Annotated in this window: 21 protein-coding genes; 14 read left to right on the top strand and 7 right to left on the bottom strand. The window is 62.7% G+C overall.

The features are described 5' to 3' along the window. The first annotated feature begins 24 nt into the window (after window positions 1–24). The 5 genes from tpiA (at window position 25) to AC07UC_RS21655 (ending at window position 5,291) form a co-directional block, all read left to right on the top strand. Window positions 25–795, top strand: coding sequence for a triose-phosphate isomerase (tpiA, locus tag AC07UC_RS21635; protein ID WP_202322352.1), 771 nt, complete (start codon window positions 25–27; stop codon window positions 793–795). Between the two features lie 167 nt (window positions 796–962). Beyond that, on the top strand, window positions 963–1,439 hold the full coding sequence (gene secG / locus AC07UC_RS21640; protein WP_140773608.1) for a preprotein translocase subunit SecG: 477 nt from the start codon (window positions 963–965) through the stop codon (window positions 1,437–1,439). A gap of 213 nt (window positions 1,440–1,652) precedes the next feature. Beyond that, window positions 1,653–2,777: a L,D-transpeptidase gene (locus AC07UC_RS21645; RefSeq protein ID WP_494907364.1), complete on the top strand. Its 1,125-nt coding sequence runs from the start codon at window positions 1,653–1,655 to the stop codon at window positions 2,775–2,777. A gap of 218 nt (window positions 2,778–2,995) precedes the next feature. Beyond that, entirely contained in the window at window positions 2,996–4,633 is a 1,638-nt protein-coding gene (gene pyrG, locus AC07UC_RS21650; RefSeq protein WP_140773612.1) for a CTP synthase, read from the top strand. Between the two features lie 112 nt (window positions 4,634–4,745). Continuing rightward, on the top strand, window positions 4,746–5,291 hold the full coding sequence (locus tag AC07UC_RS21655; RefSeq protein WP_494908971.1) for a DUF1697 domain-containing protein: 546 nt from the start codon (window positions 4,746–4,748) through the stop codon (window positions 5,289–5,291). 35 nt (window positions 5,292–5,326) lie between these two features. Here AC07UC_RS21655 and AC07UC_RS21660 read toward each other — a convergent pair whose 3' ends face one another. After that, window positions 5,327–6,784, bottom strand: coding sequence for an NCS1 family nucleobase:cation symporter-1 (locus AC07UC_RS21660; protein WP_140773614.1), 1,458 nt, complete (start codon window positions 6,782–6,784; stop codon window positions 5,327–5,329). 204 nt (window positions 6,785–6,988) lie between these two features. Further along, window positions 6,989–8,119: a LysR substrate-binding domain-containing protein gene (locus AC07UC_RS21665; protein ID WP_494907365.1), complete on the bottom strand. Its 1,131-nt coding sequence runs from the start codon at window positions 8,117–8,119 to the stop codon at window positions 6,989–6,991. Here AC07UC_RS21665 and AC07UC_RS21670 point away from each other — a divergent pair, their 5' ends adjacent. Genes AC07UC_RS21670 through AC07UC_RS21705 form a run of 8 tightly spaced genes read left to right on the top strand, consistent with a single transcriptional unit; the run spans window position 8,120 to window position 16,678 of the window. Next, window positions 8,120–9,634, top strand: coding sequence for a leucyl aminopeptidase (locus AC07UC_RS21670; RefSeq protein ID WP_494907366.1), 1,515 nt, complete (start codon window positions 8,120–8,122; stop codon window positions 9,632–9,634). Between the two features lie 55 nt (window positions 9,635–9,689). After that, window positions 9,690–10,595, top strand: coding sequence for a proline iminopeptidase-family hydrolase (locus AC07UC_RS21675; protein WP_494907367.1), 906 nt, complete (start codon window positions 9,690–9,692; stop codon window positions 10,593–10,595). A gap of 18 nt (window positions 10,596–10,613) precedes the next feature. Continuing rightward, window positions 10,614–12,275 (top strand): ABC transporter substrate-binding protein, encoded by a 1,662-nt coding sequence (locus AC07UC_RS21680; RefSeq protein WP_140773620.1) that lies wholly within the window; start codon window positions 10,614–10,616, stop codon window positions 12,273–12,275. A 22-nt stretch (window positions 12,276–12,297) separates the two neighbouring features. After that, on the top strand, window positions 12,298–13,314 hold the full coding sequence (locus AC07UC_RS21685; protein WP_140773622.1) for an ABC transporter permease: 1,017 nt from the start codon (window positions 12,298–12,300) through the stop codon (window positions 13,312–13,314). Next, a complete protein-coding gene (locus AC07UC_RS21690; protein WP_140773624.1) occupies window positions 13,314–14,285 on the top strand; it encodes an ABC transporter permease in 972 nt (323 codons plus the stop codon). The genes AC07UC_RS21685 and AC07UC_RS21690 overlap by 1 nt, the downstream gene beginning before the upstream one ends. After that, on the top strand, window positions 14,282–15,241 hold the full coding sequence (locus tag AC07UC_RS21695; protein WP_056577099.1) for an ABC transporter ATP-binding protein: 960 nt from the start codon (window positions 14,282–14,284) through the stop codon (window positions 15,239–15,241). Before AC07UC_RS21690 ends, AC07UC_RS21695 begins: the two co-directional genes overlap by 4 nt. An 8-nt stretch (window positions 15,242–15,249) precedes the next feature. After that, window positions 15,250–16,236: an ABC transporter ATP-binding protein gene (locus tag AC07UC_RS21700; protein ID WP_494907368.1), complete on the top strand. Its 987-nt coding sequence runs from the start codon at window positions 15,250–15,252 to the stop codon at window positions 16,234–16,236. Window positions 16,237–16,252: 16 nt separating this feature from the next. After that, window positions 16,253–16,678, top strand: coding sequence for a DUF982 domain-containing protein (locus AC07UC_RS21705; RefSeq protein WP_494907369.1), 426 nt, complete (start codon window positions 16,253–16,255; stop codon window positions 16,676–16,678). 70 nt (window positions 16,679–16,748) lie between these two features. Here the strand turns inward: AC07UC_RS21705 and AC07UC_RS21710 are convergent, their stop codons facing one another. The 4 genes from AC07UC_RS21710 to AC07UC_RS21725 form a co-directional block, all read right to left on the bottom strand. Further along, the gene (locus AC07UC_RS21710; protein WP_494907370.1) at window positions 16,749–17,108 is read right to left on the bottom strand and encodes a YybH family protein; all 360 of its coding nucleotides are present in this window, start codon (window positions 17,106–17,108) and stop codon (window positions 16,749–16,751) included. A gap of 80 nt (window positions 17,109–17,188) precedes the next feature. Next, window positions 17,189–17,959: an SDR family NAD(P)-dependent oxidoreductase gene (locus AC07UC_RS21715; RefSeq protein ID WP_494907371.1), complete on the bottom strand. Its 771-nt coding sequence runs from the start codon at window positions 17,957–17,959 to the stop codon at window positions 17,189–17,191. 57 nt (window positions 17,960–18,016) lie between these two features. Continuing rightward, window positions 18,017–19,216: an arabinose transporter gene (locus tag AC07UC_RS21720; protein ID WP_494907372.1), complete on the bottom strand. Its 1,200-nt coding sequence runs from the start codon at window positions 19,214–19,216 to the stop codon at window positions 18,017–18,019. Between the two features lie 69 nt (window positions 19,217–19,285). Continuing rightward, the gene (locus tag AC07UC_RS21725; protein ID WP_494907373.1) at window positions 19,286–20,623 is read right to left on the bottom strand and encodes an amidohydrolase family protein; all 1,338 of its coding nucleotides are present in this window, start codon (window positions 20,621–20,623) and stop codon (window positions 19,286–19,288) included. A 130-nt stretch (window positions 20,624–20,753) separates the two neighbouring features. On the opposite strand from AC07UC_RS21725, the gene AC07UC_RS21730 reads away from it, so the two are divergent. Continuing rightward, on the top strand, window positions 20,754–21,659 hold the full coding sequence (locus AC07UC_RS21730; RefSeq protein WP_140773638.1) for a LysR family transcriptional regulator: 906 nt from the start codon (window positions 20,754–20,756) through the stop codon (window positions 21,657–21,659). A gap of 140 nt (window positions 21,660–21,799) precedes the next feature. Here AC07UC_RS21730 and AC07UC_RS21735 read toward each other — a convergent pair whose 3' ends face one another. After that, on the bottom strand, window positions 21,800–22,936 hold the full coding sequence (locus AC07UC_RS21735) for a helix-turn-helix transcriptional regulator (RefSeq protein ID WP_202322377.1): 1,137 nt from the start codon (window positions 22,934–22,936) through the stop codon (window positions 21,800–21,802). Between the last annotated feature and the right edge of the window lie 13 nt (window positions 22,937–22,949).

The raw sequence follows: 22,949 nt of genomic DNA on the forward strand, positions 1-22,949 counted from the left end.
TGATATCGCCCGGAGAAGCAGACCATGACGCCAGGAATTCGCCCGCTCGTTGCCGGCAACTGGAAAATGAACGGCACCAGCGCCTCGCTGAACGAGCTCAGGATGATCGGCAACGGGTTCATGAGCGGGCTCGACGCCGAGACCGAGGCGCTGGTCTGCGTTCCCGCGACGCTGCTTTCCCATGCCGCGGAGATTCTGTCGCGCACGCCCGTCCATGCCGGGGGTGAAGACTGCCACGCCAAGGAAAGCGGCGCCTACACCGGCTGTATCTCGGCGGAGATGCTGAAGGACGCGGGCGCGAGCCATGTCATTGTCGGCCATTCCGAATGCCGCGAACAACGCGGCGAGGACGATGCGACGGTCCAGGCCAAGGCAACCGCCGCATGGCGCGCCGGATTGGTGGCCATCGTCTGCATCGGCGAGACGCAGCAACAGCGCGAAGCGGGCGCCACGCTCGACGTGCTGTCGCGCCAGGTCGCAGGCTCGGTGCCGCCGAGTGCCACGTCATCCAACACCGTCATTGCCTATGAGCCGGTATGGGCGATCGGCACCGGCCTGACGCCGACCGCGGCCGATGTGGCCGAAGCGCATGCGCATATCCGCGAAAAGCTGTCGGAAAAACTCGGCGCCGCCGCTGCCAGGATACGCATCCTCTATGGTGGCTCGGTCAAGCCGTCCAATGCGGTGGAACTGCTGGGTGTCAGGAATGTCGACGGCGCCCTGGTCGGTGGCGCCAGCCTGAAAGCGGCTGATTTCCTGGGTATCGCTGAAGCCTATCGCAGCATTCCCGGCTGAGATCCATGACGCTGGACGGGGCTCATCCCGTCCAAATTCGTTGCAAAGGGCGCGTTGCTTCCCATATTCCGGCCACGGGCTTGGAAATGCCGTGAAAGCATTGTATTGAGCCGCCTCCAATTCACCGGTCGTGTCCGCGGCCGGGCAAGGCCTTGCCAGGATAAACTATGCAAACCGTACTGATCGTCATCCATCTCATGGTCGTGCTCGCCCTGGTCGGCGTGGTGCTGCTGCAACGCTCTGAAGGTGGCGGCCTTGGCATTGGTGGCGGATCGGGCTTCATGACGGCGCGCGGCGCCGCCAATGCGTTGACGCGGGCGACGGCGATCCTGGCGGCGGCTTTCTTCGTTACGTCGCTGACGTTGTCGATCATTGCCCGCTACGGCGAGAAGCCGATCGACATTCTCGACCGCGTTCCCGCGACTTCGGACGGTGCTGGCAAGGGCGTGCTCAACCAATTGCCCGGCACGACGACCCCGGCGCCCGCCGGCAATACCGCGCCGACGCCGCCATCCGGCAATGACGCCGCGGCGACGCCTCCGGCAACTGCCCCGGCGACCGCGCCTGCTGCCGGCGCGACGCCGCCGGCAAGCAACGGCACCACCAACACCGCGCCGGCGACACCGCAAGTCCCGAACCAGTAAGCTCCCACCTGGTCCAAGCCGCGATCTGTGATCGTTTGAACACAGTCGCGGCAAATGCTGCGCGATCACGAAGATTCGACGGGCGGCAGCGCGGTCTCGCGCTTGAGGCATACGCGCTTATTCGACTATAGATTGCAGGCGGCATTTTCGGTGTCCTTGGGGGGCGCCGGGCGGCGCCGTGGGCAACAAGCATTGAACGATCGGATCTTCGCCATGCAGCTTCGCAGCTTCATTTTCCTGGGACTTTGCGCCGTACTCGGCCTGAGTTCCCCGGCTTTCGCCGGCGTGCCGGCCAATTTGGCCGCCAACCAGTCGGTCGACAAAACCGACGCCATCAACGTCGCAGCCAAGAGCGATGCGGCGCAACTGAAGCTTCTCAAGAAGAAGAAAAGCCCGACACCGGACGATCTCGCCCAGATCAAGAAGATCGAGGCCAAGATCGTTGCCGACAAGGAAGACGCCAAGGCCAAGGCGCTCGAAGCCAGGAAGCTGGCGATGCGTGAAGCAGCCAAGGCCAGGGCCGACGCGGACCGGCAGGCCTTCCTGGCCCAGAAGGGCAAGACTGCTCCGGCAACCGAAGTGGCCGAGGCCAAGCCTGCCAAGAAGACCACCAAGGTGATCGAGCCGATTGAACCGATTACGCCAATCCAGTCGGCCGAGCCGCTCCCGGCCGAGGCGATGAACGTCGCCTTGACCGGCAACAATGGCGAACTGCGCAGCGAGGTCGTCGGCCAGACGCGGCCGAGCAGCGGCGGCCTGTTCGCCGGCCTGTTCGGCGGTACCTCGTCCGGTTCGTCGATCAGCTATCTGCCCGAGACCCGCGCGCTCGACTCCGCGCTTGCCAAGAAGGATGCCAAGAAGCCGTTCAAGGTGAAGCCGGAATTCGTGCCGCAGGACGTGGAGTTCACCGGCTACGATGCCGGCACCATCGTCATCGACACCAGCGCGCGCCGCCTCTATCTCGTCGAATCATCGACCACCGCGCGTCGCTACGCGATCGCGGTCGGCCGTGAAGGCCTGCAGTTCAAAGGCACGGTTGCCGTTGGCGACAAGCAGGAATGGCCGCGCTGGATCCCGACGCTCGACATGCAGAAGCGCGAACCGAAGCATTACGCCCAGTACAAGGACGGCATGCCCGGCGGTGGCCAGAACCCGCTCGGCGCGCGCGCCATCTATCTCTATGACGGCAAGAAGGACACGCATCTGCGTATCCACGGCACAATCGCGCCGCAGTCGATCGGAACCAGTGCCTCCAATGGCTGCTTCCGCATGATGAACGAGCACGTCATGGACCTCTACAGCCGCGTCAGGGTCGGCACCAAAGTCGTCATCATCTGACGTTTTCACCATCATGCCGAAAGGGCCGGCCCAGCCGGCCCTTTTGTTTTGCCTCGTTCACGATCAAGCCTGTTCGGTCGTGATCCCTGGACAAACGGAAACCGTTTGCCCGAGAAAACCGGATTCCACTTTTCAGGATCACGGTCCAAGCGCCTTTTTGGGAAAAAGCCTTCGCGGTGGTTTTTTCTCTGGCGGAATCAATCCGGCCGCGTTAAGCGATGACTCCCATGGCGCGATATGTATTCATCACAGGCGGCGTGGTTTCCTCACTTGGAAAGGGCATTGCCGCAGCGGCCCTAGGGGCTCTCCTGCAGGCGCGAGGTTATCGCGCACGCATCAAAAAACTCGACCCTTACCTCAATGTCGATCCCGGCACGATGTCGCCGTACCAGCATGGCGAGGTGTTCGTCACCGATGATGGTGCGGAGACCGACCTCGATCTTGGCCATTACGAGCGCTTCACCGGCCGCTCGGCCAATCAGCAGGACAACATCACCACCGGCCGGATCTACAAGAACATCATCGAGCGCGAACGGCGCGGCGACTATCTCGGCGCCACCGTCCAGGTCATCCCGCACGTCACCGACGAGATCAAGAATTTCGTCCTCAACGGCAATGACGACTATGATTTCGTGCTGTGCGAGATCGGCGGCACGGTGGGCGACATCGAGGCGATGCCGTTCCTCGAGGCGATCCGACAGCTCGGAAACGACCTGCCGCGCAACAATGCCGTCTATGTGCATCTGACCTTGATGCCCTACATCCCGACGGCGGGCGAGCTGAAAACCAAGCCGACCCAGCATTCGGTCAAGGAATTGCGCGGCATCGGTATCGCGCCGGACATCCTGCTGGTGCGTGCCGACCGCGCCATTCCCAAGGAAGAGCGCAGAAAGCTGTCGCTGTTTTGCAATGTCCGGGAAAGCGCCGTCATCCAGGCGCTCGACGTGCCGCATATCTACGACGTGCCGATGGCCTACCACAAGGAAGGGCTCGATTCGGAAGTGCTGGCCGCCTTTGGCATCGATCCGGCGCCGAAGCCGCGCATGGAGCCCTGGCAGAAGGTCTCCGATCGCATCCACAGCCCGGAAGGCGAGGTGACCATTGCTATCGTCGGCAAATATACCGGCCTCAAGGACGCCTACAAATCGCTGATCGAGGCGCTGTCGCATGGCGGGCTCGCCAACCACGTCAAGGTCAAGCTCGACTGGATCGAATCGGAGATCTTCGAAAAGGAAGATCCAACGCCGTGGCTGGAAAAGGTGCATGGCATCCTGGTTCCCGGCGGCTTTGGCGAACGTGGCTCCGAAGGCAAGATCCTGGCGGCGAAGTTCGCGCGCGAGCGCAAGGTGCCGTATTTCGGCATCTGCTTCGGCATGCAGATGGCTTGCATCGAGGCGGCGCGGTCGCTGGCGGGCGTCGAGCATGCGTCTTCGACCGAGTTCGGCCCGACCAACGAGCCGGTCGTCGGCCTGATGACCGAATGGCTGAAAGGCAACATGCTGGAGAAACGCCGCGAGACCGGCGATCTCGGCGGCACGATGCGGCTCGGCGCCTATCAGGCCGAGCTCGCCAAGGGGTCGAAGATCGCCGACATCTATGGCGACACGCAGATTTCCGAGCGCCACCGCCACCGCTACGAGGTCAATATTGACTATAAGGAGCGGCTCGAGGATTGCGGCCTGGTGTTTGCCGGCATGTCGCCGGACGGCGTGCTGCCGGAAACGGTCGAATATCCCGACCATCCCTGGTTCATCGGCGTGCAGTACCATCCCGAGTTGAAGAGCCGGCCGCTCGATCCGCATCCGCTGTTCGCCAGCTTCATCGAGGCGGCGGTCGAGCAGAGCCGATTGGTGTAGGCACCCGATAAAGCGGCCTTGTCTCACGGAAACAGTGGACCGCTCTATCCCTTTGTTTCGACGCAATTTCTGTCGGAAACCTTCCTGGAATTGCTCAGGCGAGGCCCACTTGATGCAGACCTATGTGGCGCTCCTCTACAGCATCATTCTTGGCGCGGGGCGGCGAGTCGTCATGTCGGACCTCAAGGCCATGGCGGAAAGCCTCGGCCTCAGCAATGTTCGCACTTTGGTGGCGACCGGCAACCTTGTCTTCGAGAGTGAAAAGACTGCCATCCCCGTCCTTGAAAGGCGGCTGGAGGCCACTTTCGAAACGGCCTTTGGCCGCCATGTCGACATCATCGTCCGCGGCGCCGAAGATTGGCTGAAACTCGCGTCACGCAATCCATTCCCCAGCGAATCGACGGGCGCCGGCGATCAGGTCGCGGTGCGCGTGATGCGCAAAGCCGTGGCCGAAGATGTCCTGCCAGGGCTTCAGGCCCATGCCGCCGAGGACGAGAAGGTGCTCTTGGTCGGCGGCGACATATGGCTCGTGTTCTCGCGGGAAAGACCAAGCTCTCGGTTGCTTGCGGCCGCCAATCACAAGCGCATGGGCATAGGCACATCGCGTAACTGGAACACGGTGCGCAAACTGGCCGAGATGGTGGGCAGTAGGCAGTAGGGATTCCCTGACGCCTACCGCCTACTCCCTCATTTTCAGGCTTTCGCCGTCCTGGCGCCCGCACCCACGGCGGCGGTGCGCAGCACGTAGTAGATGACGCCGGCGATGGAGACACCGAAGAACCAGCCGTAGACGCCCCACCAGGCAGGCAGCCAGTTGGTGAAGTTCGGCAGGATCGACGAGAAGACAGCACCAATGCCGGCGGCGATGAAGGCATTGACATGCCAGCCGCCCTGGAAACGGAACTCGCCATGCTCGCGATAAAGCGCCTCGACGTCGACCTCGCCTTTGCGGATCAGATAGTAGTCGACCATCATGACGCCGAAGATCGGTCCCATCGTCGCGCCGATGACGCCGACGAAATGCGCCGCGCCGCCTTCCCACGGTGCGAAGGGATAGAGCACCAGCGCGATCAACGCCGCGATGTAGCCGCCCTTCTTGAAGTCGATCTGGCGCGGGAAGACGTTGGAGAAGTCGAAGGCCGGCGACACGAAGTTGGCGACGACGTTGATGCCGAGCGTCGCCACCGCGAAGGTCAGCGCGGCAAGGGCCGCCAGGAACCAGCTGTCGAACTTGGCCGATATCTGGTCGGGATGCAGCAGCACTTCGTGATAGACGTCGTAGGCTGCAATGGTGGTGACGCCAGCGACCAGCGAGAACAGGATCAGATTGACCGGCAGGCCCCAGATATTGCCCTTGCGCAGCGCAGCCTTATCCGGCGCGTAGCGGGCGAAGTCGCAGAAATTGAGATAAAGCGCCGAGAAATAGGTCACCCAGATCGCGGCAACCCCGAAGAGTGCCGTCCACGATCCGGGATCGCCCGGAATGCCAGCATCGGCGGTCTTTTCGCGCAGCACATCCATTGGAATATCGCTGGTGAAGGCGAAGGTCCCTGACTTGACGCAGAGATAGATGGCCAGGAGCAGCATCATCACCCAGACCGCAGGCCCAGCCCAATCCTGGAAGCGGCGTACCGTTTCCATGCCTCTCTGGATGATCAGCAGTTGCAGCGCCCAGATAATGACGAAGCAGATCACTTCCAGTGTGGAATGGCCGAGAAGATGCGACGTCTTGTTGAACTCGTCGAACCATTGGATACGGGTCAACAATGCCACGATCGCGCCGGATGCGGCCGCCGTTTGCGCGCCGTACCAGAAGCAGGCGACGATGGCGCGCACCAGCGCCGGTATGTTGGCTCCCCAGACCCCGAAGGAGGCGCGAGCAAGCACAGGGTAGGGCACGCCGGTCTTCACGCCGGCATAGCCGACCATGTTCATCAGCGCGTAGATGATCAGTGACCCCATGCCGATGGCTATGATGAAATTGACGAAGCCGCCGCAGAACAGAAACAGACTGGCGGCGAGATAGTAGCCCCACAGACTATGGACGTCCGACGTCCAGACGTTGAAGATCGAAAACGCTCCCCAGTTTCGAACTTTGGCCGGAGCGAGGTCCTCATTGTATAGGCCAGGCGATGCGCCCTGTATTGTCATTGCAATATCCCCTTCTTGCAGCACGCGCCCTCACGCGTTGGCCGAAGAGGTTACGCCTGACGCTGGGGAACCGACAAGCAACCCATTTGCCGGCTTTGGCCTTAAAGATATTCAATATGAACCGCGATTATCGACGGATCGCATTGGTGGGCCGTTGTTGAACAAGGCGGTCCGGTGATTCGGATTCGGCAACAACGGCTCGGGCTAGGTGATGGCCATTACCCGCTTGTGGTCCTCGACTTCGGATAATAGCCAATCCTGAAACAGGCCGGTGCCTGGCTTGTTGCCGATGCTGCGTCGCTGGTGCAGATAAATGCCGGCCGGGTAGGTGTGGCGGGCACGAAACGGGGCGACGAGTTTGCCCTGCTCAAGAAAATCCTGTGCCATCATCGTGTCGGCAAGCGCTATTCCGGCGCCATTGATCGCCTCGCGCATGATCAGTGTGCAATCATCCAGCGTCGTGCTGGATTTCGGCGTCGTATCCGAGACACCTTCCTGCTCAAGCCACCGCTTCCATCTCATGGTCTCGCATTCATGGATCAGGTGGTGATTGACCAGATCGGCGGGCGATCGCAGCGGCACGGGCCCTTCGAGCAGTGAGGGCGCGCAGACAGGCGTCAGAACCAGCGGGATGAGCAACGTCAGAGCCGGGCCGGCCTTGTAGACGAACTCGTCGACAATGGCCAAATCGAAGTTGGCGCGCTTGCCCGACGTTGAGATCTCCAGTTCCACCGTCGGGTGCAACCGGCGAAAGTTCGGCAGTCGGTCCGCCAGCCAAAGGTTTAGAACGGCCGGCACGCACAACACCCGGACACGTTGGGTCCTGCCGTGACCCGGACCATCGGTGAGGCTGACATCGTCAGTGGCGCGCCAGATGGCCTCGAACGCCTCGGAAAGGCTGCGCGCATAGTAAGAGCCCCTGATGGTCGGCGTTATCTGGCGAAAGCCGCGCTCGAACAGATCCTGGCCGAGATTCCTTTCAAGCGCACGGATGTGGCGGCTTATGGCCGAGGGCGTCAGGTGCAGTTCCTCGGCCGCATCCTTGATGCTGCCGAGACGTGCGGCGGCCTCGAAAGCGCGCATGCCATTGAGTGACGGTAAGGCCATGGGCCAATCATGAATTGTCAGTTGAGTTTTTGTCAATCGACTTGGGCAAAATTGGCGTTTGATCGCCTGGCCTGTTCGGGGATACCCAAAGACAAGAGCGACTAAGTCGCCGTCCAAAAACAATGATTTGGGGCCTCTGGCACCAACAATGGCGGAGGCCGGCCTGATCGGTTTCACCGCCGGCGGTGGATGCATTGCGCACATCAGCAAATGGGAGAACGACTGCATATGCCTCAATCGCCAGTGCCGGTCTTCGAAACGGTGGACGAGATTTCCGCGGAAGCCTCTGTCGTCGTGATCTTGCAAACCGCCCAAACAGGCTTTGGCCCCCGGGCAGCGGCGCTGGATACTGAAATGGGTGGGATTCTGTCCCGCGCCTGCTCCGACCCGGCCGCATTGGCCGAATCCGGCACCTGCATCGATCTCATCGCCCCCCAGGCCGTATCGGCCCGGCGCGTAGTCGTCCTGGCCCTGGGCAAAGCTGAAGCCGTGAGCGCCCTGTCATTGGCGCGCGCCGGCGGTTTGCTTGCCGCGCATCTGGAAGGCAAGGGCGAATGCGCCGCCACGCTTGTCCTCGACCCTATTGCCGGTGTCGGCTTGCCCGGAGCCGAGATCCTGGCGCGCGTCGCGCTTGGCATGCGGCTGCGGCGCTATCGTTTCGACATGCGCAACCGGCGCCAGGGGGCGGGAGCGGATCGAACCCTGCGGGTGCAACTGGTCGGAGCAAGCAGCGCGGAGCTGACCCCGGCGCTGGCCCGGGTCAATGCAATCGCCGATGGCGTCGAATACGCGCGCACGCTGGTCAACCTGCCGCCGAACCATCTTCACCCCGACAATTTCCACGATCATCTGGAGCCGCTGCGCGAGGCCGGCATCGACATCGAAATACTCGATGCCGCGCAACTGAAAGAGCTCGGCATGAACGCGCTGCTGGCGGTCGGCTCCGGCTCGGCGCGGCCGCCACGGGTGGCTGTGCTGCGCTATCGCGGCAAGGGTGCTCCCTCCCAGCCGATGGCGTTCGTCGGTAAAGGCGTCTGTTTCGATTCCGGTGGCCTCTGCATCAAGCGCGGCGAGCAGATGTTCGACATGAAGGCCGATATGGGCGGAGCGGCGGCGGTGGTCGGCCTGATGATCGCGCTCGCCCGGCAAGGCAGTCCGGTACACGCCGTCGGCGTCCTCGGCATTGCCGAGAACATGCCGTCCGGCACCGCGCTCAAACCGCGCGACATCATCACGACGGCCTCGGGACAGACCGTGGAAGTGTTCGACACCGATGCCGAAGGGCGCCTGCTCCTGGCCGATTGCCTCCACTACGCGGCAACACGCTTCAATCCGTCGGTGATCGTCGATCTGGCGACGCTGACCTATTCGGTGACGCGCGGCCTGGGATCGATATTCGCCGGCCTGTTCAGCACCGACGATGCGATTGCCTTGCAGATGATCACGGCCGGTGAAACCGTCGGCGAGCGGTTCTGGCGGCTGCCGCTCGACCGTGCCTATGACGAGGGGCTGCAATCGCCATTCGCCGACCTCCGCCACCATGCCAAGGACATGGAGGATGGCGATGCTCCCTATGCAGCTGCTTTCCTGCGCCATTTCACGGAAGATCGCCCATGGGTGCATCTCGACATCGCCAGCAAGGAGTTGACCGACACCGATCGGCCCTTGGGCAGGCAAGGTGCCACCGCCTTCGGCGTGCAGATGCTGGAAGAGTGGGTGCAGGCCAGCCGCAGGGTAAATTAGGCGCCTGCCGTCAGGGACAGCAAAGAGATGCGTTCGAACGTGATGGGGAACCGGGATGTCGTCTGAGATCATTGGCAGGGAAGGGCGGGCCACCTTCCGCGGCTACGAAACCTGGTATCGGATCTCTGGCGACATCGACGCCGCCAAGGCGCCGGTGGTGATCCTGCATGGTGGGCCAGGCGCCGCCCACAACTATGTCGATGCCTACAAGCTTCTTGCCCGAGGAGATCGCGCCGTCATCCACTACGACCAGTTGGGCTGCGGCAATTCCACATTGCTGCCCGAGAAAGGCGCCGACTTCTGGACACCTCGGCTTTTCATCGACGAGCTTGAAAACCTCGTAGACCGTCTTGGCATTCGCGCGGGATTCCATGTGCTTGGCCAGAGCTGGGGTGGCATGCTGGGCGCCGAATACGCGGTCACGCGGCCGAAAGGTCTGAAGTCGCTGACCATCGCCAACTCGCCGGCTTCGATGAAGCTGTGGGTCGAAGAGGCCAACCGGTTGCGCGCCGACCTGCCCGAGGACGTGCAGGAGACGCTGACCCGCCACGAGCAGGCCGGCACGACGGACGATCCGGCCTACCAGGCGGCGACGATGGTTTTCTACGAGCGGCATGTCTGCCGGGTCGTGCCGTTCCCGCCAGAGGTGACGGAGACATTCGCCCAGGTCGTGCGCAATCCCACCGTCTATAATTTGATGAATGGGCCGAACGAGTTCCACGTCATCGGAACCCTGAAGAATTGGAGCATCATCGACCGCCTGCCGGCCATCGATGTTCCCACGCTGATCATCTCCGGACGTCACGACGAGGCCACGCCCACGACCGTGCAGCCCTTCAAGGACGGCATCCGAGGATCGCGCTGGGAGATATTCGAGCACTCCAGCCACATGCCGCATGTCGAAGAACAGGATGCGTGCATTCGGGCGGTGGGAGACTTCCTGGACCACAACGACAACTGAGAAAAGGGGAATCAAGACATGAAGAAACTGCTTCTGGCGGCATCAGCCGCGGCATTGCTGGCCGGCACATGGTTGGCTCCGGCACAGGCCGAATATCTCAAGGAGCACCGAGGCGGCACCATCCGCCTTCTGGCCCGCTCCGCGGCGGGAACGCTCGACCCGCATATCAACTACACCGACCAGGGCTGGCAGATGTACCAGCCGATCTATGACGGGCTGGTGGCCTTCCGCAAGGCCGAGGGCATGGACGGCTTCACCATCGTTCCCGACCTGGCCGAGGCGCTGCCCGAGGTCACCAATGACGGCAAGACCTTCACCTTCAAGCTGCGCAAGGGCATCAAGTTCTCCAGCGGCCAGGATCTTGGCGTGAAGGATGTCGTCGCCTCATTCCAGCGCATCTTCAAGGTTTCAGGGCCGACCTCCGGCACGTTCTATGCCGGCATCGTCGGCGCCGACAAATGCCTGGCCGACACCAAGGGCTGCACGCTGGAAGGCGGCGTTGTCGGCGATGAGGCGGCCGGCACCATCACCGTCAACCTCACCAAGCCCGACGCCGAAATCCTCTACAAGCTTGCCTTGCCACATGCCGTGGTCCTGCCGGCGGATACGCCAGCAGAAGACATGGGCTCCAAGCCCATCCCCAGCACCGGTCCGTACATGATCTCCGCCTTCGACCCCAACAAAGGCATGACGGTTTCGCGCAATCCCAATTTCAAGCAGTGGAGCGAGGAAGCGCAGCCGGACGGCTATCCGGATGTTGTCCAATATGATTTCGGCCTGTCCGAGGAAGCGGCCGTCACCGCGATCCAGAACGGCGAAGCGGACTGGATGTTCGACGCATTGCCGAGCGACCGCCTGGGCGAACTTGGCAGCAAGTCCATGGACCAGTTGCACATCTCGCCGCTTTCGGCCTGGTGGTACGCCCCGCTGAACAACCGCCTCGCTCCATTCGACAATGAAAAGGCGCGCCAGGCCGTTGCCTATGCGATCGACCGCAACACACTGGTCAAGCTGTTCGGCGGCAAGGTGCTGGCCTCGCCGGTCTGCCAGGTCCTGCCGCCGGACTTCCCCGGCCATGAAGACTATTGCCCCTTCACAAAGGACCCCGGCGCCAAATGGTCGGCACCTGATCTCGACAAGGCCAAGCAGCTCGTCGAGGAATCGGGAACCAAGGGCCAGAAGGTGACCATCATTGTCGAGGATACCGCCATTTCTCGGTCGATCGGCGTCTATCTGCAGAGTGTGCTGACGACCATCGGCTATGTGGCCGACGTCAAGCCGATCTCGTCCAATATCCAGTTCACCTACATCCAGAACACCAACAACAAAGTGCAGATGTCCGTCACCCAATGGTACAAGGACTATCCGGCGGCTTCGGACTTCCTGAACATCCTGTTCAGCTGCGCTTCCTTCCGTGAAGGTTCGGATGCTTCGATCAACATCGCCGGCTTCTGCGACAAGGATATCGATGCCAAGATGCAAAAGGCGCTGGACCTTGGCGTGACCGACCAGAAAGCCGCCGACAAATTGTGGGCCGAAATCGACAAGCAAGTCACGGACAAGGCACCGGCCGTCGGCCTCTTCACGCCGAAGCGGCTTGACTTCGTCAGCAAACGGGTTGGCAATTTCAAGTTCAACCGGCAGTTCAACTGGATGATCACCCAGTCCTGGGTGCAGTAACGACCTTTGGAGGGACACGTCCGTGTCGAACCAAGCTGTCGCCATGCCGCGCAAGACGCGAGGGCCCTGGGCCGTCGCGTTTGCGAAGCTGGCAAGGGACAGGGCCGCGATGGCGTCCCTGGCCGTGTTCCTCCTCATCGTCCTTGCCTGCCTCAGTGCACCTCTTTATGCGCAATGGGCAGGCGTGGACCCCTTCGCCTCGACGCTCGACGCCGTCATCCAGATCGACGGTGCCGACGTCCCGGTGATGGAACAATCGACCGAGGGGCTCGGGCTCGGCTACACGCCGATCGGTCCGACCTGGCGGCTCGGCAACTATTTCCTCGGCGCCGACAGTCAGGGGCGCGATGTCATGGCCCGGATGCTCTATGGCGGGCTGAGCTCGCTGCTGATCTCAGGGGCGGCCACCATCTTCACGCTGATCATCGGCACGGCGGCGGGACTGATCGCTGGCTATTTCGGCGGCGTCACCGACACGGTGCTGTCGCGCTTGCTGGATGTCCTGTGGGCGTTTCCGATCTACCTGCTGGCGATTTCGCTTTCCATCGTCACCATCGCGCAGGGGATCAGGATCGGGCCGATAGATATCGAGTCCGGCAGCCTGTGGCTGCCGGTCATCATCATCGGCATCGTCTACGTGCCCTATGTGGCTCGACCGATACGCGGGCAGGTCCTGTCGCTGCGCCACAGCGAGTTCGTGCTCGCCGCGATCAATCTCGGCGTGCCGGGATGGCGCATCCTGTGGCGTGATATCCTGCCCAACATCACCACCACGCTCATCGTTTTCGTGCCGCTGATGATGGCGCTGAACATGCTGACGGAATCGGCACTCTCCTTCCTGTCGATCGGCGTGCAGCCGCCGGCGGCGAGCTGGGGCACCATCATCCAGGACGGACAGGCGCTGCTTTACACCAGGCCGCTGGTGGCGCTGGTTCCGGGCCTGGCGATCGCGGTTTCGGTCATGGCGCTCAATGTCTTCGGTGACGGGCTGCGCGACGCGCTCGACCCGCGCTCCAAGGTTCGGCTGGGGCGCGACTGATGATCTACGCCATCCTGCGCCGTTTCGGTCAGATGCTGTTCGTCATGTTCGGCATCTCGGTCATCGTCTTCCTGATCTTCTTCGCGACGCCGGGCGCCGACCCGGCCGCGCGCATCGCCGGCCGCAATGCGTCGCCCGAAGTGCTGGAGGCGGTGCGCCACAGCTTCGGCTTCGACCGGCCTCTTTACGTGCAATATGTGAAGATGATGGAGAAGATCTTCGTCACGGGCGACCTGACCTCGTTCGTCAATCGTGGCTGGAAGGTGGTGCCGGCGGTCATGGATTCCATTCCCGTCACGCTCTCGCTGGTGTTCGGGGCTGCGATCCTGTGGGTGGTTGTCTCCATCATCATCGGCATCGTCGCCGCAGCCACCCGCGACAGTTGGCTGGACAAGCTTCTGATGGCGCTGGGACTGCTCGGCATTTCCATGCCGGTCTACTGGCTGGGCGAGGTGATGAACCTGATCACCCAGAGCCGCTACCATGACAGTTGGGCGTTCTCCTGGGTGCCACCGCTCGGCTACAAGAATTTCTCCGACGATCCCAAGGGCTGGTTCCTGACGCTGATCATTCCATGGATCACGCTGGCCATCCTCTACATCGGCATCTATGGGCGCGTGCTGCGCGCGGCGATCATCGAATCCCTGCAGGAAGACTATATCCGCACGGCCCGAGCCAAGGGGCTGTCGGAGACCCGCATCCTGCTGCGCCATGCCTTGCGCACGTCGCTCATTGCCTTCGTCACCCTGTTCGGCCTCGACTTCGGCGCTCTGGTGGGAGGCTCGGCGCTGCTGACCGAGGTGGTGTTCGGGTTGCACGGTATCGGCAAGCTCACCTATGACGCACTGCAGAACCTCGATCTGCCGATGATCATGGCAACGGTGATGTATGCTTCCATGTTCGTGGTGATCGCCAACGCGGTCGTCGATTTCGTCTACATCCTTCTCGATCCGCGCCTGAGGACATCATGATACTGTCGGTGCGCGACCTCAAAGTATCTTTCCGCACCAATGACGGCCTGGTGCGGGCGATCGACGGCGTTTCCTTCGACCTCGCGGAAAGCGAGATCCTTGGTGTCGTCGGCGAGTCCGGCTCCGGCAAGACGGTGTCGCTGCTGGCCGTGATGGGCCTCATCACCGATCCCAACGCTACCATCGAAGGCTCGATCCGCTACAAGGGCCGCGAACTGGTGGGGCTGCCCGCGCGGGAGCTTCGTCGTTTACGCGGCAACGAGATCGCGATGATCTTCCAGGATCCGATGACGGCGCTGACGCCTGTCTACACGATCGGCTGGCAGATCGCCGAACAGATCCGCGCGCATCGCACCATCAGCAAGGCCAAGGCGATGGAGCGGGTGGAAGAACTGCTGGCCGAGGTTAATTTCCCCAACCCGCACGAGGCGATGTCGCGCTACCCGCACCAGCTTTCGGGCGGCATGCGGCAGCGGGCGGTGATCGCAATGGCTTTGTCCTGCAATCCGGCGCTGCTGGTGGCGGACGAGCCGACCACGGCGCTCGACGTCACGGTGCAGGCCGGCATTCTCGACCTGGTGCGCAAGCTGCGCGCGACACACAAATCAGCTGTCGTCTTCATCACGCACGACATGGGCGTGGTCTCCGAACTCGCCGACCGGGTGATGGTCATGTATGCGGGCCGCGTGGTGGAACGCGGCAGCCGGATGGAGCTGTTTTCCGATCCGCGACACCCCTATACGCGGGCGCTGCTCGGTTCGATCCCGCCGCTGACCGGCGACAAGCCGCGCCGCCTGCCTGCCATCCCCGGCTCGCCGCCATCGCTGCTTCGATTGCCGCAAGGCTGTGCGTTCGGCCCGCGTTGCCCGGTGCATTACGAACCCTGCGTGACCGGCAAGCCCGACCTTGGGGCCGGTACCCACGCCGCGGCATGCTTTCGGGTGGCACAGGCATGAGCGGACCCATGACCGACAAAGACCGCCCGATTCTCGAGACGCGTTCGCTGGGAAAACGTTTTTCGATCGGCACCCGCTTTTCCGCCGAAGGCATGCGAACCGTGCATGCGGTCGACAATGTTTCGCTGAGCGTGCGGCGCGGCGAGACGGTCGGGCTAGTCGGCGAGTCCGGGTGCGGCAAGTCCACTCTGGCGCGCTGCCTGGTGAGGCTCTACGACATTACGGACGGCAAGCTTCTCTTCGAAGGCGACGACATCACCACAAAATCGCTGTCCGAACTGAGGCCGCTGCGGCGGCGCCTGCAAATGGTCTTCCAGGATCCATCAGCCTCGCTCAATCCGCGCCGGCGTGTCGGCGATCTGGTGGCCGAGCCGTTGCGCATCCATGGCAAACTTTCGTCACGCGAGATCACCGCGCGCGTCGCCGAACTGTTCGACCTCGTCGGGTTGCTGCCGGATCATGTCATGCGGTATCCGCACGAATTCTCCGGCGGGCAGCGCCAGCGTGTCGGCATCGCGCGGGCCATCGCGTTGAACCCCGATCTTGTCGTGCTGGACGAGCCGGTCTCCGCGCTCGACGTGTCGGTGCAGGCGCAGATCGTCAACCTGCTCGCCGACCTGCAGGAGAAGCTCAACCTCACCTACATCTTCATCGCCCATGATCTCTCGGTGGTGCGCCAGGTGTCGACCCGCATCGCGGTCATGTATCTCGGCTCGATCGTCGAGGAAGGGCCGGCGGAGGAGGTGTTCGCGGCCCCGGCCCACCCTTACAGCCAGGCGCTGATCTCGGCGGTGCCCGTGGTCGAGACGACGCCGAGCGGGACGCGCAAGCGCATCATCCTCACCGGCGATGTGCCGAGCCCGCTCAAGCCACCATCCGGCTGCCGTTTCCACCCTCGATGCCCGATCGCGGCCGAGCGCTGCCGCACGGAGCGGCCGGAGCTGAGGGAGTATCGGCCCGGGCGGAAAGTTGCCTGCCACTTCCCAACGGTGTAGCCGAGCGGTCATCCTCGTGTCGGCGATCGCATTCGCCCAAAAGATTTTTAAAGATTCCGTTTTTTGCATGGAACCGACTGCCAGGCGGCGCGTTTCAATGGGTTCGATCGGGCGCATCGCGATCGACCGGGAGGAAACGATGGACTACCTGCATTTCTTTTCGCCCGTGCGGATCTCGCGCGGGCAGGGACACCCTGTAGAAGAAGTGGATAGTGTCGCCGAGGCGATGGTTTTCTTGCGTAAATGGCCGACGGGACGACGTGGACCTGTGTATCAGTGCGCGCTGAATTGCTGTTCGGCCGCCCTGTCGGGACAAATGTCGGCTGAAGAGGCGAGGAAGGCATTCACGGGCTTTGCCCGGATCACGCGCCTTCTGGACGATGACATGGCGTTGCCTGTCGCCGGCGAAACCATGGCAGGCGTATACGCGCTACGGCGATAGACGCGTCGGACTGCTGGACGTCTTGCTGAACGTTATGGACCGCGTCCATAACGCCTGTTTATCTGTCTGCTCAAGCGACGGAATAACGGTCGATCACCCAGAGCCACGAGCCGTCGCTTTGCCGCCGTGCCACTTCGCTGGTTATGTCGCCATCGGGAAGACGGGTCGAGGTGAGTGCCAGGTCGCCGCAAATAAGCGCAGGCCGCTGTTCTCCCATGGCAAACTTCCGTCCGGACGCGAGGATCTCGGCATAGTAGCGGCGAATGGCTTCGCGGCCGCGCAGAAAACGCCCGCCGCCGCAGTCGATCACCGCATCGGGTTCGAACAAAGCGGTCATGCCATCGACATCTCCGGCATGCTGCCGCGAAATCAGCAGCGGCTCCAGATCCTGCGGATCGTAGACTGGTTTTCTTGCGACTGAATCGCCCATGCCGGCTTCGCTTCTGCTTCGACCAGATCCTACCGTAGAATGCCCCTTTGTATTCGTGACAGCTCACGGAATGTTCTGGATCAGGCAGGCAGATTGATGCCGGAAAGCTCGGCGCAGATTTCAAGCAGATGATCCTGAAGCGCCTTGTCGTCGGCCTGGCGGTTGGCGGCCAGCGGACGCAGATGATAGAAATAGCGGCCGGTTGCAGTGGCTTGCGGTTCGTCGCTGGCAGCGAGCCAGGCCTGCGTCAAGTGCGCCTGCATCATATCGTCGGGCGCGCCGGGGCCACCCATTCTTGTGGGTACCCAGCCCGGTTCGAGCGCGTTCGACAGCACGTCGGGCCAGCGACGGGCTACCGCGAATGCCAGCATCGCATCATGCAATTTGCTCTCGGCATAGGCGGTCGAACCGTTCCAGCGGCGCTTGCGCCAGAGGATATCGTCAAGATTGGCGTCCGCATGATGGTGCATGCCTGAACTGAGGAAGACCAGCCGGTGTGGTCGCTCGATCAAGGCGGTCAGGATATAGGCCGACAATGTGTTGAGGGCGAAGACGTGCGGCAAGCCATCCGCCGTAAGGCGATGGCTTTCGCGATAACCGACGGCGGCGTTGTGGATCACCGCATCGAAGCGGCCAAGTCCATTGACGCGCGTGGCGACTTGCCTAGCTCCAGCAACTGTATCGAGGTCGCCCTCCACGATCTCTTCGGCCTGAGGCAACGCCCGGCGGGCGTCGCTGGCGCGAACTGCGTTGCGAGCATGAAGGACGACCTGATGGCCTTGGCTGACGAGCAGTTCGCCCGCCATCAGGCCGAGGCCGGCGGACGAACCGGAAATGAAGATGCGAGACATGGCAATTCTCCTTGAAACTGGCCGCGTTGGTGCGCGGCGATGGTGCCTGGTCGGCGGTCAGTTTTCACGACGGCGTGCCGTGGAGACCAACACCACGCCGAGCAATGCGCTGGCGGCACCAAGCAGATAGACGGCAGCGTAACCGAACTGACCGGCCACAAAGCCCGCGACAGGTCCAGCGAGCCCGTAGGCGATATCGAGGAATGCGACAAAGGCACCCATCGCACTGCCTCTGTTTGCCGGCAGGACGCGCTTCAAGGCTTCGACGCCAAGGGCCGGAAAGATTAGCGCGCAGCCTAGTCCGGTGACCAGGGCGCCCGCCAGTGCGATGCTCTCATGCGGGGCACTCCAGATCATCAGCTGTCCGATCGCCTCGATGACCATGGACCACAGAGCGACGCGATAGCCGCCGATCCTGTCGGGCAGATGCCCGAACAAGACCCGCATGAGAATGAAGCCGATGCCGAAAGCGGTCATCACCAGACCGGCATGACCCCAGCCAAGCGCGGCGAAATAGAGCGAGGCAAAGGCGGTGAGGCCGGAAAGGCCGACGCCTTGCAGCATGAGGCCGAGACCTTCGCGCCAGATCTGACCGACGACGCGGTGGAAGGGCCGTCGTTGGCCGCCAGGCGTCATGTAAGAGGTCGAGCCAAAGGCGATCACGGCGGCAATAAGCGGTGCCACGACGCAGGCAACCATGGCGGCATCGAGCCCATAGGCCTGATAGAGCGCCATGCCGACCGGCGCACCGACGGCAAGCGCGGCGAACATCGCAATGCCGGTCCAGGACATCGACATGCCGGCGCGCTGCGGACCGACGGAGGCGATCGACCACGAGACACAACCCGTGACGAATTGGCTCTCGCCGAACCCGGCCGCCAGGCGGCCGACAACCACGATGGCGAGGCTGGTTGCAGGAGACAGGCCGGGCAGCGCGGAGACGAAATAAAGGAGGCCGGCACAAGCGCAAACGATCGCACCTTGAACCGCCGCGCGCTTGCCGCCTTGCTGATCCGTGACGCGCCCGGCATAGCCGCGCGTCAGCACCGTGGCCAGGAACTGGATGCCGATGGCCAGCCCGACGATCAGGCTGCTGAATCCAAGTTTGTCATGGATAAACAGCGGCAGCACCGGCAGCGGCAAGCCGACGCAGAGATAGCCGCAGAACAGCGCCGCGATGATCCCGGGTGCGGGACGGGAAAGATTAGCCGGCGCGGCATTCGACCGGTTCGACGCAGGGGTAGCGAGTGCTGACATGACAGCCTCCATGGGATGGGTGAGGCCGGCAGGCCGCAGCTTGTTGGGCGGCCAGCCGGATCAGGCGGATTATTTCGCAGCGGCTCCGAAGAGGCTGGCGCGATAACCGCTGGTTTCGAGCAAATGGTCGCGTGAGGCGACTGCCTCGGACGCCAGCCTGACAAGATCGATGTCGACCAGTTTGCCGGCGTGTTTGCGTATCTTGCCGGCGACCATCACGGTGTCGACGTCAGAGCGTTCGACCGCCTGGACGATCGTGCCGATCGCGTTGGTGAGCGGGAACACGGCGACATCGTCGGTGCGCACCATGATGATATCGGCCTGCTTGCCTGATGTCAGCGTGCCGATGGCGGCTTCGAGGCCGGCGGCACGGGCGCCGTTGATGGTGGCGGCTTGCAGCACCGCTTCGACGGAAATCGGCCCCGGAACGTTGGTTTCCCCCCGGAAGCGGCGATAGCGCATTGCCGAACGCTGCTGTCCGAACAATGCACGCATTTCGCCGAACAGGTCGCTGCCGAAAGCGGTGTCGAGGTCGATGCCAAGCGCCGGCGTGAGACCATGGTCGATGGCCTGCTGATAGGCGAAGCGGTCGTCGTCGAAGCCGAACAGCGCGTCGGAGCGCGGATTGACGGTCACGCTGACCCCGGCATCGGCAAAGCGCTTCCAGGTGTCTTCGGGCAGGCGCGTGCAATGATTGAAAATATTGTGCGGACCCAACAAGCCATTCTCGGTGACTTCCGCGGGCAGCTTCGCGAGGTCGCCGATGAACTCGGTCAGGATCCGCATGTCGAGGTCGCGCGCGACCTTCCACCAGTCGAGATTGAACTGGCCGAACAGTCCAACCTGCACGAGACCACCGGTGGAGTTCCAAGTGCGGGCGAGGCGTTCGAGATCGCCAGGCAAGTGCGCGCTGGACGCATTCTTGTCCATGGCGGCACCTGCCAGATGCAGCGCGCGGATGCCGGCCCCCTTGAGCGCGTCAAGTGCCGCATCGGTATGTTCGGGGCTGCGCGAACTGTGGCAGGCGTCGATGATCGTCGTTATGCCGGCATCGAGCGAAGCGGCGGCCGTCAGGCTGGTGCTGACATACATATCGTGCGGGCGATAATGCGCGCCGAGCGTTTCGGCGACGACACCGATATAGGCGAAGAGATCGTCGACATCAGGCATCAGGCGCCGCATCACGCCAAGCCACATGTGATGGTGCGCATCGATCAGCCCCGGCATGACGATGCTTGCCGTGGCATCGATCACGTCGGCGCCATCCGCCTGGATGTTTGCACCGACCGCGACGATGCGGTCGTTCTCGACAAGAACGTCTCCTGTCGCGAGATTGGGGACGGCGGCATCCATCGTTATGACGGTGCCGCCCTTGAATAACGTGCGGGGATTCTTTTGCGTGCTCATGGCTCTATTCCTTTCCAGGTGCGCGGGGACGAGTGGCGGGTTCCGCATGGCCGGCCTTATCGCTCCTGGGCGAGCTTGAATTAAGTGCTGATATGTCCGATACTTCCTGACTGAAAATCAGGAATGACCAATGGCGTTCGATGGTCGGATCTTGTCAGGGGTAAGCGTGCTGGCGGCGGTGGTCGAAGGCGGCACTTTCGTCAAGGCCGCCGAGCTCATCGGCATTACCGATTCAGGCGTCAGCCGGGCCATTGGACGGCTTGAAGCGCGTCTTGGCGTGCGGCTGCTCGAGCGCACCACGCGATCCCTGTCGCTTACCGATGAGGGCCGACGCTTCTACGAAGAAGTAAAACCCCACCTGAACGCGATCGAGGATGCGGCAATTGTCGCCTCCGGTACGGCCTCGGCCGTACGAGGCCGCCTCAAGGTGGACATCGACCCTTTCTTCCTGCCGTTGGTTCTGGCCGGCCGGCTCGGCGCCTTCTGTGATCGCCATCCCGAGCTGACGATCGAGTTCGTGTCGAAAGAGCAGTTCGGGGACCTGGTGTCGGATGGCATCGACCTTGCGATCCGTTTCGGACAGCCACGGTTCTCGACCCTCGTTGCGCGCAAGTTGATCGAGGCGCCGATCCTGACGGTCGCTTCCCCGCGATATATCGAGCGCCATGGACGGCCCGGCGATCCCGCGGATCTCTCAGCGCACCGATGCCTGCAATTCCTGGACCCGCACAGCGGCACGCCATTCGACTGGGCGTTCGTACGCGGCGAGGAAACGATCGAGGTTCCAACCAGCGGACCGCTGACCTTCACCGACCCCAAATCGATGCTGGAGGAATGCATCGCTGGAACTGGTGTCACCCAGGTTATCAGTTGGGGCGTCGGGGATCTGCTCGCGGAAGGGGCGCTGATCGATCTCTTTCCGGACTGGCATGGCGAGCTCTTCCCGCTGTTTGCCTTTCACCCGTCGCGCAAGCATCCGCCTGCCAAGGTGCGGGCCTTCGTCGATTTCTGCGTCGAGGTTTGTCGGGAGCTGTAGCAACGCCTACCAAGCGAACCGGTTGAAAGAGGCAGCAATAGGCTAGATAGGGCCGCGACACCCCAATTTGGCCGATCCATTGAGACGATTGCCATGACCTTGGGTGAGGTGCTGGATCTGCTCCGCCTCACGCGGGGTTCTCAGCCCGGCAAGATGATTTCGCGACTGAGCTTGACCAGGTCACCCCGGGTGTGGCGGTTGGTCTTCTCGAATATCTTCAGCAGATGGCTTCGCACGGTGCTTGTCGCCACGCCCAGCGAGCGTGCGATGCTCGCCGTGGTTTCACCCGAGACGACGAGTTCGAAAATCCGCTGTTCGGCCGGCGTCAGTTCGTAAAGCAGGCGCATCGCGTCGGCGGGCATCTCGAGCGGCGCAGTGGCGTCGGCGATGAATACGGCCACCGTGGCCCGGCGGTCCAGACCGCCGCGCATCGTACGCTTTTCGAGCGGCATCACCTGCAGAGAAAGTGCCGTACCATCGCGGGACTTGGCCGCGATGCCAATTCCGCGCCTTCCCAACTCATGTTCTGCGCGCGCCGCGGCCTGAACCGCTGCCTGGAGGCGGTTCGGCACGAGTTCGCGTGGCAAGGAGAGCTTGCCGCGTACGGAGGCGATCGGATCACCGTTCCCCAGCATGGCTCGGGCTGCGGAGTTCGCATGAACTATCGCCATTTCCGCGTCAACCAGGACCACGGCCGATCGCGTGGCGTCGAGCGCGGCTTCGAATGTCGCGGCGGCCGACGCCGCGCCGTCCAGCATGCGGCTGATGATCGCTGCGCGCCGCACGTGCGGAGCCATCAAGCGCAACCCTTCCATGTGTGCCTCGGTAAGCGGTTGCGAGGACTCGTGAACGCCAAGCCCGATATTGCCCACCATTGTGCGGTCGCGCGCCAACATGATGCCGACCTGATCGACGAGGCCGAGCGGGCGCACCCATTCTTCATAGAATCGGTTGCCCTCCCATACGTCGGGCCCTGTGATCCGCGACTGGAGAATGGGCTCCTCCAGCGGCATCTCGGCCATGCGCGCAACGCCACCCCAAAGCTCGATCACATCGTCATTGTAAGCCTGCATTCCGGCAAGGTACTCGTCGGGAATGTTGGTAGTCACTTGCACCACGGCGGTGCCGGTCGGCATCGCTATCACGGAGATTGCCCCGAGATGGAAGCCGAAGTGACCGCGCATATCGTCGAGCGCCTTCTGCCAGAGACGGGGCTCAATGACCGCATCGTAGAAAGTGCCTATCATGGCGGTGAGTTCGGAAAACTTATCTGGCAAGGTATGCTCTCCC

This window comes from Mesorhizobium sp. GW821-FHT04C10 (genome assembly GCF_059420305.1).